Here is a 16,360-nt window from a genome sequence, read left to right as displayed (position 1 = left end):
ATCGGCTGCGCATGGACTCCCCCTATCAGTGGGTCACCGAGCCGCCGTCGACCACCACAGTCTGGCCGCTCATGAAATCGCTGTCGGCGCTGGCCAGAAACAGCAGCGCGCCGACCAGGTCTTCCGGTACCGCCTCGCGCTTGATGCAGCGGCTGGCGATGTTGTTGCGCACGATGTCGCCGGCCCAGGCGGCGTTGGCCTGGACGTTGGCGCTCATGGTCAGGCCGGGGGCCAGGCAGTTGCAGCGGATGCCGGCGTCGCCGACTTCGCGCGCTATCGAGCGTGTCAGGGCAATCACCGCGCCCTTCGACGCGACATACGCCGCCATCATCGGCGCGCCTTTGAAAGCCGTTGCCGAGGCAATATTGACGATCTTGCCGTAGCCCTGACGGCGCATCACCGGCATTACCGCCTTCGCGCACTCGAAGGAACCGCGCACGTTGACTGCCATGATCCGGTCCCATTCCGCCGAGCTGGTCTGCTCGAAAGGTTTGAGTTCCAGGGTGGCGAACAACGCCGCGTTGTTGATCAGCACGTGCACACCGCTGAACTGCGCCACGGCTTCCTCGACCATGGCTTGCACCGCGGCACCGTCGGTCACGTCGCAAGCGATTGCCAGGGCCGTACCGCCCTTGTTGCGGATCGCGGCAGCGGTTTCGTCAGGCGCCTTCAAATCGCAGAGCACCACCTTCGCGCCCTCGGCCGCCAGCGCCTTGGCGTAGGTGGCGCCGATACCTTGGGCCGCGCCGGTGACGATAGCGACCTTGCCGGTCAATCTGTTCATTGCCATCTCCTTCACTTGAAGTTGCCTTGGGTTTCCGGAATCACCACGCTGCCGATCAGGTAGATCACCGACAGGCCGGCGGCGAAAATCGCCAGTACCATGGGGATCTGCGCGGGGCTGCTGCTGAACAGGGACACAAAGGTCGGCATGGTTCCACCGAGGGCGAAACCGATGTTCCAGGACAATCCTGTGCCGCTGGCGCGCAGCTCGGTGCTGAAGCGTTCGTTGAGGAAGATCAGGATCGGCGCGATGATCGCCCCGCCCATGAAGGCGATGCCCACGCAATACAGCGCAGTGCGGGTCAGCGAACCCGGCTCGGCGACACCGAGGAACATCATCGGCAAGCTCACCAGGTTAATCACACCCAGTAGCATGAAGGTCTTCTTGCGACCGATCAGGTCACTCAGGTAACCGAAGGCCAGTGCTCCGACAATGGTTGCCACCGACCCGTACATGAGCATCTGCGAAGTTTGCGTATGGGGCACTTTGGCGACCACGTTGAGCAAGGTCGGCAGATAACCGCAGGCCAGGTAATACGTTGCTCCGCCGCCGAATGTAATCAGCAGATTGACCAGCATCACGCTGCGGTACTCGCGACCAAACAGACGCTTGAGCGGCGACACGACCACTACCGCCGGCCCCTTGGTCTTGCGCGCTTGTTGCAGTTGCTGCCAGACCGGGGTTTCTTCCAGATAGCGGAACATCACCAGCCCGAAAAACGTGCTGAGCAGCCCGCAGAAGAACATGAAGCGCCAGCCCCAGACGTCAAATTCATCCCCGGGGAAAATTTCCGACAACACCAGGTAAGTGAACGACGCCAACAGCGCGCCCATGCCGGCACCGGCACCACCGATCAACCCGGACATCAGGCCGCGATAGCGCGGCGAGATGGATTCGGTGCCGATGGTGTGAGTGGAGGCCACGATGCCGCCAACGAAAATGCCCTGAATCACCCGCAATAGCAGAAACAGTATCGGGGCCAATATGCCGGCCTGATGAATGGTGGGCAAGGCGCCGAACAGTGCCGTGGAAATACCGACGCCGACCATCGACACCATCAGCGCACGCTTGCGCCCGTGTTTGTCGGCATACGCGCCGAAGATCGCCGAGCCCAGGGGACGCACCAGCAAGGCCACGGCGAACGAGGCATACACCGCGGCCAGCGACAGTGTCGGGGTGTCCGAGGGGAAGAACATACGGCCGATGATCGGCGCCACGTAGAGCAGAATGAACAGGTCAAACAAATCCAGCGCCCAGCCGAATGTCGAGGCAAATGCCGCAAGCAAGGCCTTTCCCGGTGGAATCTGCGGTGTGTCGGTAGCGGCGCTGGTTGGCGGTGCAGTTGTTGTTGTCGTGGTCATGGTTGCCTCACACAAGACGTGTCTTGAGCTGGTTGGAACTATCGGGAACAGGCCGCTAAACACCAGCGGCCTCCGGGTTCAATCGTGCTTCTGGAGCACGCACTGCCAATCCTGCGGTGCCGCGTGCGCCACCTTGTCGAGCTCGACTTCCTGTTGGCCCGGCACCTGGATTCGCTTGAAGCGCATGGTCGGTGCCGACAGCGGCACCGTGGCGTCGTAGCCCATCTTCGAGCCGACACCGTCGCGGGTGGACGGATCGAGCTTCGAGCCCTGGGATTCGTGGATCAGCACCAGGTCGCGGTCGGCCTGGAAACGGGTGGCAATAGCCCACTCGACTTCGATGGGGTCATGAATGTCCACATCCATATCCACCACGGTGACGTGCTTGATGTCGTAGTGACCGCCCAGCGCGCCGAGGATGACGTTCTTGCCCTCGCCTTCGGAGCGTTTGTCGATCTGCACATAAAGGTGATAACGACACACTCCGCCCTTGCTCAGGTGCACGTCACGCACGCACGGAAAGCTGCGGCGCAAGTGCGCAAGCATGGTCGCTTCCCGCGGGATGCCGCCGAGCAGCAAGTGTTCCAGGCCGCCGCCGACGATGGTGTGAAAGATCGGGTCGTGACTATGGGTTACGGCGTCGACTTCGATCACATGGCGTTCGGCGCGCTCGCCGTAGTACTGCGGAAACTCGCCGAACGGGCCCTCCATCTCCCGCGCCTTGGCCAGCAACCGGCCCTCGATGACGATCTCGGCATCGGCAGGTACGCGAATCTGGTTGGTCACACAACGCGTTACTGCCAGCGGACGGCCATGCAGCGCACCGGCAATTTCCAGTTCGTCGTGATCGATGGGCACGATGGCCTGGGATGCCAGCAAGGTCAGCGGATCAGCCCCAATGACCACCGCCACCTCCAGATCCTCACCCAGCGCCTCGACTTCCTGAAAGAAGGCCAGCGCATGGCGTGGCAGCAGCAGCGCGCCCAGGCGATTTGGGCTGCTCACCTGCAAGCGGTGAATCGAAACGTTCTGCACCCCGGTGCGCGGGTTGCGGGTAATCAACAGGCCAGCAGTGATGTAAGGGCCGCTGTCGTGCTCGTTGTGGGTGGGAATTGGCAGCAGTCGATTCAGGTCGATCTCGCGATGCACCACTTGCTGGCAAACTGCATCGCTGACTTCGCGCCACGGCAGGGGATTGAGGCTGGCCGCCTCGAAACGCGCCAACACTTCAGCGGACTCCACGCCCATGGCCTCGGCCATCCACTGCCGGTCGGACAACAGACCGGACACCACCGCGATCGAATGGCCGCCCGGCTGGGGGAACAGTGAAGCGCTCTTGCCGTCCAGACGATTGGCAATCGCTGCAACGCCGAAACGCAGGTCCACGCCGGGACGTATCATTGTCAAACGCTGCCGGCGCTGCAAATGGTCGAGCCAGCCACGCAGGCTGGCGCCTGCTGGCAGGTCCCCGGCCTTGTCGGCTTCGGGGGTGGAAAGAGTCACAGGCTGCATGGCCTTACCTCATCATTATTGTTTTGGTGGCATGCCCGGTCACCCCGATGGCATGCCCGTTTGAATCGTCGGGATTCAGTTTCCGGTAGTGCTCGCACTGACGGGCCTGGTGCTGTCGGCATGTTCGGGTTTGCCACCGCGCAGCAAATGGCTCAAGGTCATGATCACGAGCGGCGTGGCCAGTGCGATGTAGGCGTTGTCGATGCCATAGGGATTGCCCATCAGGAACCAGCCGATGGTGATGATCAGTGACGCGATGATGCTGATGAACGCACCCTGCCGCGTGCCGAATGTCGGCGCGTAAAACACCATCAGCACCAGCACCGCGAGTGAAGCGCGCAAGGCCTTGGCGAGGAAGGTCACCACCAGAACGTCGGAGGCGTACAGCGCCAGTGCGATGGGCAGCAGGCCGGCGACGATGGTCGCGGTCCGGGCAAAGTTGAGATTCTTGCGATCATTCCCTCGGGGGTTGAAGAACGGCTGATAGAAGTCCTTGAGCAACAATGTGGCGATGCCCATGGTGAGCGCGGCCATGGTGCCGAACAGCGCCCCGGCCAGTCCCGCGACGACGATCCCGGCCATCCATTCGTGCATGTGCCCGAGGATTTGCGGAAAGGCCTGCAACGAGGGAATCTGCGGAAACAACACCGCGCTGCACATCCCCACCATCGCAGCGATCAGGCCGTAGGGAATCAACATCAATGCACAGTAGAAACTCGCATGTTGGGCCTTGCGCCCGTCACTGACGGTATTCACTGCCTGCACCACGTACTGGGTGGCGAACGTCGCGCCGATACCGGCCACCAGCCAGGCGAAAATCTTCGGCCAACCGACGTTGTCGACTTCGAACATCGGCGCTGGCAGTCGCGCCACCAACTCGCCCATGCCGCCAATCTTGCTCAAGGCAAAACCCAGGGCGAGGACGATCCCGGCGTACATCATTATCGCGTGCAAGACGTTGGTATAGATAACTGAACGCATGCCGCCGATGCCGACATACAGCACCGAAACAATACCGACGATGATGATCGCCGAAGTCCGCTCGATGCCCAGCAAGGTCGCGAGCACGGCCCCGCCGCTGGCATAGATCGAGACCGCAACGATCGACAGCGCGCAGATCATGATCACTGACGTCGCGAAGCGTACCGGCTCGCCGTAAGTGCGGGCCAGCGCCCCGGAAATGGTGTTCTCGCCGAGGTCTTTGTACTTCTTCGCCAACAGCATGGAGAAGATCACGAACCCGACGCCCAGGGCGGCGATGTTCCAGGCAGCGGAAATGCCATAGGTGTAACCCGCCTGGGCCGTACCAATGCTCGCGGTAGTGCCGATGAACTCGGACATCATCAGAAAACCGATCAGCATCGCCGGAAAGTCCTTGCCTCCTGTTGTGAAGTTTTTCGCGCTTTGTGTAGAGCGTCGAACCCAGAAACTGATCAACGCCAAGACCACCATGTAGGCGGCCACGATGGTTAATACCAGCCAGCTAGAAGCCATAAGTGGAACTCCGATTTTTATATTTATTGGACGGATTTCGGTGCAGCCGATCTCACCCTAAGAGCCCCGCAACAGGTTTTCCATTAACGAATATTGATGCGTCCTATCAGTCTCAGTGAAGGGGCGGCAGGCCCTGCTCCGTAGAGGCGCACGCCGTTGCCGACATGCTCCCGGGCCTGCTCGCCGGTACGCATTTACTCGCCGATAAACACGGCCGCACGCTTGCTGTGAAACGCTTCAACGCCTTCCTTGAAGTCCTTGGAGCTACGCAGGCGGCTGTAGCAGTGGCCTTCCATTTCGATCGCGACGGTCAGCGGTGCGTCTTCGTTGTCGTTGATCAGTTTTTTCGCCGTGCGCTGAGCCAGCGGCGAGAAGCGCCGCAGTTCATCGACCAGCGCATCGACGGTGCTTTCCAGTTCGGTGTCCGGCACGACCTCGGTCGCGATACCCCAAGCATAGGCCTGGTCGCCCGTGATGCGTTTGGCGCGCATCACCATGTGCTTGGTGCGGGTGATGCCGATGATTTTCTGCAGGCGCGCGGAGCCACCCGAGCCCGGGATCTGCCCCAGGTTCTGCTCAGGCAGGGCGTAGCGAGTGGTTTGCGAAGCGATGCGGAAATCGCAGGCCAGGGACAGTTCGAAGCCGACGCCGAAGGTGTAACCACGGTTGGCAACGATCACCGGTTTTTCGCAACGTGCCGGTGCCGCGACATTCCAGGCCAGCTTCGAAACGTGCTCCGGCGATGCTTCGAGAAAGCCCTTGATGTCGCCGCCGCTGGAGAAGTGTTCACCCACCGAGCGCAGCACGATGACGCGCACGTCTTTGTGTGCATCGAGGGCTTCGAAGACCAGGCGCAGTTGATCGCGCTGCCCCATGGAAATGACGTTCAACGGCGCCCGGTTGAGGATGATGTCAGCGCGCTCGCGAGACACATCAACGTCAACCTGGAAGCCATCGAACTGGGTGTCGAGAAATTGCTGGATCGCTTGTTGTTGCATGGGAGTGTCCTCTGGATGATTAGCTGATGGCCTTCAAGGCCTGTTCCTGAAATTGGGCCAGCAGCACGCGCCGCAGCACCTTGCCCACTGGAGATTTGGGAATCTGGTCGATGAACTGGTAACGCCGTGGCCGCTTGAATTTGGCCAGGCCCGAAGCGATGCAATGGGCATCGAGGTCGCCTTCCGAGACCTCAGCGCGCAGCTTGATAAACGCGGCAATAATCTTGCCCCATTGCTCGTCGGGCAGACCGACCACCACCACCTCTTCCACCGCCGGGTGCAGAGAGAGCATGTTTTCTATTTCTGCCGGGCTGACGTTTTCGCCGCCGGTGATGATCAAGTCATCGACACGACCCGTGACGAACAGATCGCCCTCCAGATCGAAGTAGCCGATGTCACCGGTGAAATACCATCCGTCACGCAACGCCTTGGCGGTCGCTTCAGGGCGGTTCAGGTAGCCTTCGAACGCCTCGTCACTCGCCAGGTCGGCGATGATCTGGCCCTCCTCCAATGGGTTGACCTGCACGTCGGCTGTTTCAGCATCGATCGGCACCACGCGCACGCGCTGGTTCATTGCACTGCGCCCTGACGAACCGGGTTTGCGGCTGGCTTGCTGGTCGATGGTGAAGGTGTAGATCTCCGAGCTGCCGTAATGATTGACGAACAATTGCGGCTGGAACGCCTGCTCGACGCGACGCATCAAACCGTCGCTCATCGGCGCACCGGCAAAGCCGATCTTCTCCACACTGGCTACTCGCTCGCGGGCAAAGGCCGGGTGTTCGATGAGCATGTGGTAGAGCGTCGGCACCAAGTACAGATTGCTGACCTTTTCCCGCTCGATGGCCTGCAGCGTGGCTTCCACGTCAAACTTCGGCACACAGACGAAATGTCCGTCGATCAGCGCCATGGACAGCAGCGATCGAACGCCCATGGTGTGGTAAAGCGGCATGACACCTAGCGTGCACTCGTTCTGGCGGTAGAGGTTTTGCGCTACGTGGGCAACCGCCGCGGCGCGCTCACAACGGTGCCGACGGGGCACGCCCTTGGGCTTGCTGGTGGTTCCGGAGGTGTACAGCAACAGTGAAATGTCTTCGGCGTCGGCCTGCAAAATGATGCCGGAGGGGGTCTGCGAACACAGTTCCTCGAAACTCAGATCGGTGTTGGCGGCACGGAGTCCGGCGGCGATCCGTGGCAGCCTTGTGGCGGCGCTGCAACCGGCCACGACAGTCACGGTAGCGTCGTCGTAAGCCACCGCACGGATTTGCGCATCTTCGATGCAGTAGCCCAGTTCCTCGGCAGTCGAACGCCAGTTCAAGGGGGTCATGACGATGCCCGCAAACTGACAGGCCCAATGCAGGGTTGCCATCTGCCAGCGGTTTTGCATCGCTACCAGCAGTCGATCACCGCGTTGCAGCCCGAGGCATTGCAAGCCCCAAGCGGCGCTCTGGATATCAACGAACCAGTCTTCATAGGTTTTCTTCAACGCACCGTCACTGACCGCCACGGCGTGCGGTCGGCGTTCAACGGCAGCGAGGAAACTGCGTCCGAGATCGAACATTTTTGTTATACCCCTTTGTTCGTTTGGCGCTGGGCAGCGACTTCGAGCACGGCCTGGACGATGCCGGTGTAGCCGGTGCAGCGACATAGATGCCCCGAAAGCATGTCGCGTACCTGGGTCTCGTCCGGGTTGGGTACCCGTTCGAGGAAATCCACGCAGGACATGAGAATGCCCGCTGTGCAAAAGCCGCACTGCAAGGCGTGATGACGACGAAAAGCTTGTTGCAGGTCGCTCAGCGTGTCGTCGTCAGCCAGGGACTCGACAGTCTCGATACGCCGCTCGTGCCCCTGTACCGCTAGCATCAGGCAGGAACGCATGGCGACCCCGTCCACCAGCACCGTGCAGGCACCGCAGACGCCGTGTTCACATCCGACATGGACGCCGGTGGCACCGAGGTCGTGGCGCAGGAAGTCGCAGAGTTGGGTCCGCGGTTCAGCCAGGGCTTCACGGGAGCGGCCATTGAGTTCCAGGCGAATCGCAAAGGTTTGGTCGGCAGTTACACGCATGTTCAGACTCCTTCAATCAGCTGATGACCCAGCTCGCGAATCAGTTGGCGGCGATAGGCAGCGCTGGCCTGCACGTCGTCCTGTGCATCAAGCGACCAGGCGGTTTGATTGAGCGCGTCCGGCAATGCCGCACCACGAGGCAGACTGCGACGTTGCGGACGGTCGGCGACCCCGCCGATGCCAAGCTCGACCTGGTCCGCGCCAATGGCCGCGGCCAGGGAGACAATTGCAAAGTCGCCGTGGCGCATGGCGATTTCGCGGAAGCGATAAGTGATGCCTTCGCTCTTGAGCGGAAAACGCACCTCGACAACCAGCTCATCTGCACGCTTGTCGGTGGTGAGAATGCCTTGGAAGAAGTCGGCAGCCTTGACGATGCGCTTGCCTTTTTTCGACTCCAGAACGATCTCACCGCCCAGCGTCACCAGGCACAGCGGCAACTCGGCGCTGGGGTCGGCGTGAGCCACCGAACCGCAGACCGTGCCGCGATTACGCGTCTGGAAGTGGCCGATCCAGGGCATCGCCAGTGCCAGTAAAGGCACCTCGTCCATCAGGGTCGAACGCGCCAGCAGTTGCGCCTGTCGTACCCCGGCGCCTACGGCCAGGCAATCCTTGCGCAGTTCGATATAGGCCAGTTCAGCCACATGATTGATGTCGATCAGCAACTTGGGTTGAGCCAGGCGCATGTTCAGCACCGCCATCAGCGATTGGCCACCGGCGATGATGCGAGCCTCCTGGCCGTACTCGGCGAGCAGTTCAACCACCTGACGACGAGTGTCAGCCCGAACGTAATCGAAAGCAGCCGGTTTCATTGCGCACCTCCCTTGCCAAACAGCGCGCCAAGCGAGGCCCGCATCCGCGCCCACCAGCCGGTGGAGATGGCTCGGCCGCTGACCCGTTGTGACAGGCGAGTAAATATTTGTCCGATGATCACTTTCGAGGCCCCTTGCAACATTCGGCCGCCGACTGCGGCGACTTTGCCGCTGACCGCCACCTGGTATTGGTATTCCAGACGCGTGTGGCCATTTTCCAGTTCGACGAAACGCACCTTGGCCTGCCCCTGGGCCGAACCCATCGAGCTGCTGCCGGAACCGGACAGACGCAATGAATACGGAGGGTCCAGATCACTCAGGGCAACCTTGGCCTCGAAGCGCGCGCGGATCATGCCGACGCCGACGGTGACGTCTGCGCGATAACGGTTTTCACCTTCAAGCACGAGGTCGTGACAACCGGGAATGATCGCTGCCAGCGTTTGCGGGTCGAGCAAGGTATCGAAGACCTGTTGCGGCGAAGCAGGAATCACCACCGCGTCGTTGGCCCGCAGTGCCGGTCCAGCGGCAGGTTCCGCGTCCAGGTTTTCATCGGGCTCCATCCCCGCGGGCCGTGGCGGCTCGTCAATCCCGATGAGCGTGCGTACTTTTGATGGCGTCAGTGGCAGACGAATGTCCGAGCGACCAAGGGCGTCGGCCACCGCGTTGGCGATGCATACCGGCGTGCTCATATTGTTACCCTCGCCCACCCCCTTGGCGCCCAGTGGGGTGAATGGCGATGGCGTTTCCATGTGAAGGATCACCGGTTCGATCGCTTCCGGTGCGGTCGGCACCAGATAATCGGCGAATGTGCCAGAGAGGAAGCTGCCGTCCTCGCCATAGGCGAACTCTTCCATCAGTGCCGCGCCGAGGCCCTGGGTAAAGCCACCACGAATCTGGCCATCGACCAGCGCCGGGTTGAGCAGGCGGCCGGCGTCATGACAGGTGACGTAGCGATCGATGTGGATCTCGCCGGTCATGCGGTCGATTTCCAGACCACAGATGTCGAAGACAAAGCCGTAGCACAGCGAGCTATTGACCTGATCCTGGTCGTCCGGTGCCACCAATTGCGGCGGGCTCCAGAAGGCGGTTTCGCGCAGACCGCCGCTTTCACCTTCCGGCAGCAGGCCCGGCGACCAGTGGGTCGCACCGGCAATCCGATGGAATGGCGCCACCGCCCCGCCATTGACCACAAAAATCTTGCCGCCCGCGAAACGAATATCCTCGGGACTGGCCTGCAATTGCTCGGCGGCAATCGCGGCGAGGCGATCACGGATCTTCAGCGCTGCCTTGTAGACGGCACCAGCCACAGCACCGGCGAAGCGGCTGGAATAGTTGCCCGAGGCAATCGACCAAGCGTCCTTCTGGGTATCCAGTTCGACGTTGACCACGATGGACTCCAGCGCAACCCCGAGCACTTCGGCGACGACCTGAGCGACCGTGGTTTGATGGCCCTGCCCTTGCGGTGCCGAGGACACGTGCACACTGACGTCACCCAATGGGCCGACGTTGATGGTTGCGGTTGCGACAGCGCCGTTTTTCGGACCGGCCTTGCGTCGCTCTTCGGGTGTCATCGCGGTGGTGATGTAACCCATGTTGGAAATCGACGGTTCGATGACGGCGGCATAACCGATGCCATAGATTCGGCCTTCGGCACGCGCCTGATCACGACGCTTGAGCAACTCGTCGAGACCGCCATCAGCCGCCGCCAAGGCAATGCCTGCCTGGTAATTGCCGGAGTCGAGCAACGCACCGGCGGCCGCGCGATAAGGGAAGGCATCGGCCGGCACCAGGTTGCGGCGGATCACGTCCAACGGATCAAGCTTCAACTGCACGGCGATGTGTTGCAGCAGCCGCTCCAGGGCAAAATACACCTGCGGGCCACCAAAACCACGGTTCAGGCCTGAAGGGGTTTTGTTGGTCAGCACCACCCGGTTGCGCACTTGCAAATTGCGGATTGCATAGGCCCCCGTCAGGTTGCCGTGCATGCGGTAGAACGTCGCCGGTTCGGGCGCTCTCAGGTAGGCACCACAGTCGTCGATCTGGTCATAACGCAAAGCGGTGATGCGGCCATCGGCTTCTACTGCCGCTTCAATTTCGGTCACCCGATTGGTCGCAGAAGAAGCCCCCTGAAGATGTTCCAGACGGTCCTCGACCCATTTCACCGGTGCGCCGACCTTGCGTGACGCTAGGCCCATCATCACCACGTAAGGGAACACGCCCTGCTTGATGCCAAAGCTGCCGCCGGAATCTTTCGGCGTGCGCAAACGCAAGCGGTTGCCGGGCACATTCAGTGCGCGCGCCATGACCGTGTGCAACGCATAGGGACCCTGGAAATTGGCGAGCACGTCATAAATGCCGGTGGCGCGCTCGTACTGAGCCAGCACCACATAGCATTCGATGGGTGTGCAGGAACTGCGCGGAAACTTCACTTTGAGCGAGACCTTGTGCGGCGCCTGCTCGAACGCCTGCTCCGGCTCGCCATAACGAAAGCGCCGTTCGTTGACCACGTTGCTGCCGACAGCTTCGTGCAGGATCGGCGCCTGTTCGGCGGTGGCCAGTTCAGGATCGATGATCGGGGGCAGCGGCTCGTATTCAACGCGCACACCTTCGATGGCGTCCTCGGCCAGGTAGCGGCTCTCGGCGATCACCACGGCCACCGGCTCTCCGACATAACGCACCTTGTCGACGGCGACGCACCAGTGCTCCATCGGCTGACGCACACCCACCGGAAACGGCAGCGCCCAGCGTTTGACGTCTTCGCCGACCAGCACACCGTGCACGCCTTTCATCAGCAGCGCTCTGGAAAAGTCCACCGAGGTAATCCGCGCATGAGCGTGGGGTGAACGGATGATCGCCGCATGTAGCGTGCCCGGAGGGATCGCAGCGTCATCGGCATAGCAGCCCAGGCCACGCAACAATGCGGCGTCCTCGACACGGGTCTGACGGGCGCCAATGTGGCCGGTCTGGCTTTCGGTAGCAGGTTGGAAACTGGTCATTTTTTTCGCGGCTCTTGTTGTTATGCAGCGCGATAGCGTTAGAGCCGAGTGTGTGAGAAAGGCGCAGGGAGCGCCTTGCCTGGGGAGAGGGAGTTCTGCGCGGGAGTCTGAAAATTTACCTTTGCGTCTGATTTTCAGGCCTGGGGCCCGGCAGAACTGCCGGTCAGGGGTGGGATGCGGGTTGGCTCAGGAACGCTTCGATTTCTGCATAGGGCATCGGTTTGGCAAAGTAATACCCCTGAAAAATATCGCAGCGACTGCCCTTCAGGAAATCCACCTGAGAAGCAGTTTCCACGCCTTCGGCAACCACCGTCAGGCTGAGGTGATGGGCCATGGAAATAATGCCTTGGGTAATCGCTGCATCGTGATGGTCGGTGGCGATTTCCTGGATGAACGAGCGGTCAATCTTGATTTTGTCGATGGGCAAACGCTTGAGGTAGCTGAGGCTGGAAAAACCGGTGCCGAAATCATCGAGCGCAATTCGCACCCCCAAGGCCTTGACCTGGTGCAACGTATCGATCGCCTGTTCAACGTTATGCAGCAAGAGCGACTCGGTAATCTCCAGCTCCAACTGCCCCGCGCTAAGTCCGTGCTTGCTCAGCACTGTCTGGATACACTCGACGAACTGGCCACGCTGGAAATGCATCGGCGAAATATTTACGGCCATCGAGATTCCTGTGACGCCCTGCTCGCCTAGCTGGCGCAGCTGCGCGCAGGCTGTATCGAGGACCCAAAGGCTCAGTGGGATGATCTGACCACTATCCTCCGCCACCGGCACAAACACCGCTGGCGAGATGAATCCTTTTTCCAGATGCTCCCAGCGCAGCAACGCTTCGATCCCGACCACCCGCCCCGTGCGCGCGTCTATCTGCGGTTGATAGTGCAGCCTGAACGACTGAGTTTCGATAGCCTTTTGCAGGTCATTGCGCAGGCTCGCGTGCTCGCAAACGCGCTGATTAAGATCGCTGGTGTACCATTGGAAGTTGTTGCGGCCTTGCTGCTTGGCTTTGTACATGGCCATGTCAGCCTGCTGGATCAGCTGCATCGGCTGCTCGATGTGACCATCGCTCAGGGTGATACCGACACTTGCACTCACGTGCAGGTCCATGCCCTGGATGCAGTAGGGTTTGGCAATGCTGGCCATCAAGCGCTCGGCCACCGGTACAACGTCCTCATCACGAAGCAGGTCCGGCAGCAGCACGATAAATTCATCACCGCCCATGCGCACGATGGTATCACCAGGACGAACCTGCTGGGTCATACGCTGCGCCACCTCAATCAGCACCTGATCGCCGAAGTAGTGCCCGATCGAATCGTTGATGGATTTGAATCCGTCCAGATCAATGCACATCACCGCCAGACGACGCTTACGCCGACGACTGATGTGACAGTCCAGAATGAGCTGGTCTTCAAGCGAAACACGGTTAAGCAAACCAGTCAGCCGATCATGGCTGGCGTTAAAGCTCAATTGGCGCTCGAAATGCTTCTGCTCGCTGATGTCCCGGGCAATGCCAAATACCCCAACGATCTCTCCATTGACCATGATCGGCAGGTTAGAGATGTCCATGGTCAACAGCTTCTCTCCCTCGTCGCGAACCCGTGCCTCGAAGCGTTGAGGCGTTCCGGCGCGGGCTGCGGAAAAATGCTGACTGACCCGCTGCAGGTCTTCTTCGAGCACCAGATGGGAAAAGTGATGGCCAATAAAATCGGTTGCGGTGTGCGGCTTTAGCTTAAGGCCTGCTGGATTCACACTCTGGATGTTGCCGGCCAGATCGAGGGCGAACACCGGGTTGGGGTTGTAAGTGAACAATGAACGAAAACGTTGTTCGCTTTCCTCCAGACGTTGGCCGTCACGCTCATGGCGGATCGCAATGACTGCCAGTTGGGCCGCGCAGGCCAGTCGCTGAATCTGCGCCTCGTCCGGCGCATGGGCGCGGTTCTGGTACAGGGCAAATGTACCCAACACGCATCCTTGATGGGAGAGCAAAGGCACCGACCAGCAGGAACGCAGGTTATGCCCCAGCGCCAGGCCGCGAAAACGCTCCCAGCTTGGGTCCCGGGGGATGTCTTCGGTGACCACCAGCTCGCGACGGAACGCTGCGGTGCCGCAGGTTCCTTCCTGTGGACCAATGGCCATTCCATGAATGAAATCTCGTGCGGCGGGTATTCATGGTGGTTCCTGAGGACTGCCGAGACCATCGATCTTCAAAGAGTCTGAAAAAGTGGCCGGCCGGGCACAATCCGCTCGCACTCCGGTCGCGCACTTTATAAAGCACCGACCTAGCCACAAAAAAGGCTCAGATCCACCATAAGAAACCGTATCAGATTGCTCCCATTCGGCCGGCTTCGCTGTCCTCAAGTCGCGGCAAAATTTCTCGGCCAACTTCTTCCACCACCTGAGCGGCATCGCGTTCGCCGTACTTGAAATTCAAAACCACATGGTTGACACCGGCCGCACTGAGTCCTTCGAGAAACTGCAGGATCACATTGCACCCGGCGCGCAATATCAAGTGAATTGGGCTCGGTGAATGGTCGGGATGTTCGGCCATTTCGATGTAAAGCGACTGCACGAAAGGCTTGAACACACCCGGTGCATAAGCTGTTACCGCTGCCTGCCAGCGTGCGACCATTTCCGCCTGCAATTGAAGACCGCGTGGGTAAGTGATCCAGCCATCGGAATTACGCGCAATCCCCATCGGCTGACCGCTGTCTCGGTCACCAGCGTCGGCAGGTGACTGGCGGGCTTGGGTATCTCACACCGAACATTTCGCCGTAAGGGGATTGCAGGAACTCCACGGCCCGGTCCCCCAATTCCACGACCAACACCAGGCGGCCACCGGACAGGCAATACACTGAGGCCGAAGCCTTGGCCGTGGGCAGCGGGTGGCGCAAGGTGAGTATGGAAGGGCCGCGTGGGATCTACTCTGCTGGTATTGATCCACTTACGGCATTAGGTATTGAGGCATGGTTGGCTGACGAGTGCAGGCGTGACGTAAAACTGTAGATCCAAGCCGAACGATAGCGACTTCGCGCCCCTAAGCCTGCTCGCCGACGTCAGCTGCACACGAAACCTGCTCAATTAATGACCAGCACATTGCAAGCCCTGTATTCCGCAGTGCCTGGGTCATTATCCACAGATATACCCACGCCCTTTGTGGATAGCTTTGACGCCTATACGCGCACTCCTAAGAAAAGCAGAGGCACTCTGCGGCCTGCGCAGCTCCCAATGGCTATTCGATCCTGGTATCTCCAAGAAGACTACCTCTACGCGGGAAGGCTCCGTCGGCCTGACGAGTACAAACCGATGGGTACCCTGTCGATGGCTTGTAAGAGAAGAGCACCTTAGATACTGAAAGCACCAAGAAAGGGCGACAACGTCGTCCTAAAAAACGTGCTAGAGAGCGCCAAAGCTGGCTTCAGCTCTACACGGAAACAATGAGGATTCCACCGAAAGCCAGACGATTTGTGGGAGTAAAACCGATAGAAAATAAAAAGGGGTCGCGAAATAAAATCTCGCAACCCCTTGAATTATATGGTCGGGACGGAGTGATTCGAACACTCTACCCCTAGCACCCCATGCTAGTGCGCTACCGGACTGCGCTACGCCCCGACTAGGCGTGAAACTGGGTTCGCTTCGTAACGAAGCGATCAGGAATATACCGCAAGCATTTGAAATGTGGAAGTATTTTAAAGGCTTGTTTCACTTCTTCAAAACAACCAGTACATCTTCCAGTTCGGAGATCATCTGGCGGATCAGTTGCTTGTATTGGGTGGTGTCGTCTTTGGCTTCATCACCGGACATACGCTGGCGTGCGCCGCTGATGGTGAACCCCTGGTCGTACAGCAACGCACGGATCTGTCGGATCATCAGCACATCCTGGCGCTGATAATACCGACGGTTCCCTGTGCGTTTGACGGGGTTGAGTTGAGGAAACTCCTGCTCCCAATAGCGCAGTACGTGCGGTTTTACCGCACATAGCTCGCTGACTTCACCGATGGTGAAGTAGCGTTTGCCTGGGATGACGGGTAGCTCGTCGTTATGACTTGGTTCCAGCATAAGCCTCAACTCGGGCCTTCAACTTCTGCCCTGGACGAAAGGTGACCACACGGCGAGCCGTGATCGGGATTTCTTCTCCCGTTTTTGGATTGCGGCCAGGCCGCTGGCGTTTGTCCCGCAGGTCAAAATTGCCGAAACCGGACAATTTGACCTGTTCGTTGTCTTCCAGAGCGTGCCTGATTTCTTCAAAAAACAGCTCGACCAATTCCTTGGCCTCGCGCTTGTTCAGACCCAACTCTTCGTACAGACGTTCCGCCATCTCAGCTTTCGTCAAAGCCCCCATAC

At 60.0% G+C, this 16,360-nt stretch carries 13 protein-coding genes, 1 tRNA gene and 1 pseudogene; 1 reads left to right on the top strand and 14 read right to left on the bottom strand.

Going from position 1 to position 16,360, the window contains the following annotated elements:
* Positions 1–25: 25 nt before the first annotated feature.
* From FIV38_RS02585 to FIV38_RS02535, 11 genes are all read right to left on the bottom strand, one after another.
* A complete protein-coding gene (locus tag FIV38_RS02585; RefSeq protein WP_017737792.1) occupies positions 26–784 on the bottom strand; it encodes an SDR family NAD(P)-dependent oxidoreductase in 759 nt (252 codons plus the stop codon).
* 11 nt (positions 785–795) lie between these two features.
* Positions 796–2,145, bottom strand: coding sequence for an MFS transporter (locus FIV38_RS02580; protein WP_033040274.1), 1,350 nt, complete (start codon positions 2,143–2,145; stop codon positions 796–798).
* Between the two features lie 78 nt (positions 2,146–2,223).
* Positions 2,224–3,657 carry a UbiD family decarboxylase gene (locus tag FIV38_RS02575; protein ID WP_092231347.1) on the bottom strand — a complete coding sequence of 478 codons (1,434 nt, stop codon included), beginning with the start codon at positions 3,655–3,657 and terminating at the stop codon, positions 2,224–2,226.
* Positions 3,658–3,732: 75 nt separating this feature from the next.
* Positions 3,733–5,151, bottom strand: a complete 1,419-nt coding sequence (locus FIV38_RS02570) for a sodium:solute symporter family protein (RefSeq protein ID WP_092231349.1) — start codon at positions 5,149–5,151, stop codon at positions 3,733–3,735.
* Between the two features lie 194 nt (positions 5,152–5,345).
* Entirely contained in the window at positions 5,346–6,149 is an 804-nt protein-coding gene (locus FIV38_RS02565; RefSeq protein WP_092231351.1) for an enoyl-CoA hydratase/isomerase family protein, read from the bottom strand.
* 19 nt (positions 6,150–6,168) lie between these two features.
* Positions 6,169–7,707: an AMP-binding protein gene (locus FIV38_RS02560; protein WP_092231354.1), complete on the bottom strand. Its 1,539-nt coding sequence runs from the start codon at positions 7,705–7,707 to the stop codon at positions 6,169–6,171.
* Between the two features lie 5 nt (positions 7,708–7,712).
* Positions 7,713–8,213: a (2Fe-2S)-binding protein gene (locus tag FIV38_RS02555; protein WP_076385042.1), complete on the bottom strand. Its 501-nt coding sequence runs from the start codon at positions 8,211–8,213 to the stop codon at positions 7,713–7,715.
* A gap of 2 nt (positions 8,214–8,215) precedes the next feature.
* Positions 8,216–9,022, bottom strand: a complete 807-nt coding sequence (locus FIV38_RS02550) for an FAD binding domain-containing protein (RefSeq protein ID WP_076385044.1) — start codon at positions 9,020–9,022, stop codon at positions 8,216–8,218.
* Positions 9,019–12,018: a xanthine dehydrogenase family protein molybdopterin-binding subunit gene (locus tag FIV38_RS02545; protein WP_092231357.1), complete on the bottom strand. Its 3,000-nt coding sequence runs from the start codon at positions 12,016–12,018 to the stop codon at positions 9,019–9,021. Before FIV38_RS02545 ends, FIV38_RS02550 begins: the two co-directional genes overlap by 4 nt.
* 163 nt (positions 12,019–12,181) lie before the next feature.
* A complete protein-coding gene (locus tag FIV38_RS02540) occupies positions 12,182–14,155 on the bottom strand; it encodes a putative bifunctional diguanylate cyclase/phosphodiesterase (RefSeq protein ID WP_235860937.1) in 1,974 nt (657 codons plus the stop codon).
* 184 nt (positions 14,156–14,339) lie between these two features.
* Complete coding sequence (locus tag FIV38_RS02535) at positions 14,340–14,714, bottom strand: LLM class oxidoreductase (protein ID WP_050558324.1); 375 nt, start codon at positions 14,712–14,714, stop codon at positions 14,340–14,342.
* Between the two features lie 203 nt (positions 14,715–14,917).
* Here FIV38_RS02535 and FIV38_RS30830 point away from each other — a divergent pair.
* Positions 14,918–15,007 (top strand): annotated as a pseudogene (locus FIV38_RS30830) (TIGR03759 family integrating conjugative element protein); the annotation flags it as partial.
* Positions 15,008–15,551: 544 nt separating this feature from the next.
* Here FIV38_RS30830 and FIV38_RS02525 read toward each other — a convergent pair.
* From FIV38_RS02525 to ihfA, 3 genes are all read right to left on the bottom strand, one after another.
* Positions 15,552–15,628: transfer RNA gene (locus FIV38_RS02525), tRNA-Pro, on the bottom strand.
* Positions 15,629–15,718: 90 nt separating this feature from the next.
* A complete protein-coding gene (locus FIV38_RS02520; RefSeq protein WP_003174972.1) occupies positions 15,719–16,075 on the bottom strand; it encodes a MerR family transcriptional regulator in 357 nt (118 codons plus the stop codon).
* A complete protein-coding gene (ihfA, locus tag FIV38_RS02515; RefSeq protein WP_002553164.1) occupies positions 16,056–16,358 on the bottom strand; it encodes an integration host factor subunit alpha in 303 nt (100 codons plus the stop codon). Before ihfA ends, FIV38_RS02520 begins: the two co-directional genes overlap by 20 nt.
* Positions 16,359–16,360: the final 2 nt, after the last annotated feature.

It is taken from the genome of Pseudomonas proteolytica, assembly GCF_007858275.1.
Taxonomy (GTDB): Bacteria; Pseudomonadota; Gammaproteobacteria; order Pseudomonadales; family Pseudomonadaceae; genus Aquipseudomonas; species Aquipseudomonas proteolytica.
Note: the sequence above shows the minus strand (reverse complement) of the source record. Positions and strands in the feature narration are given on the sequence as shown.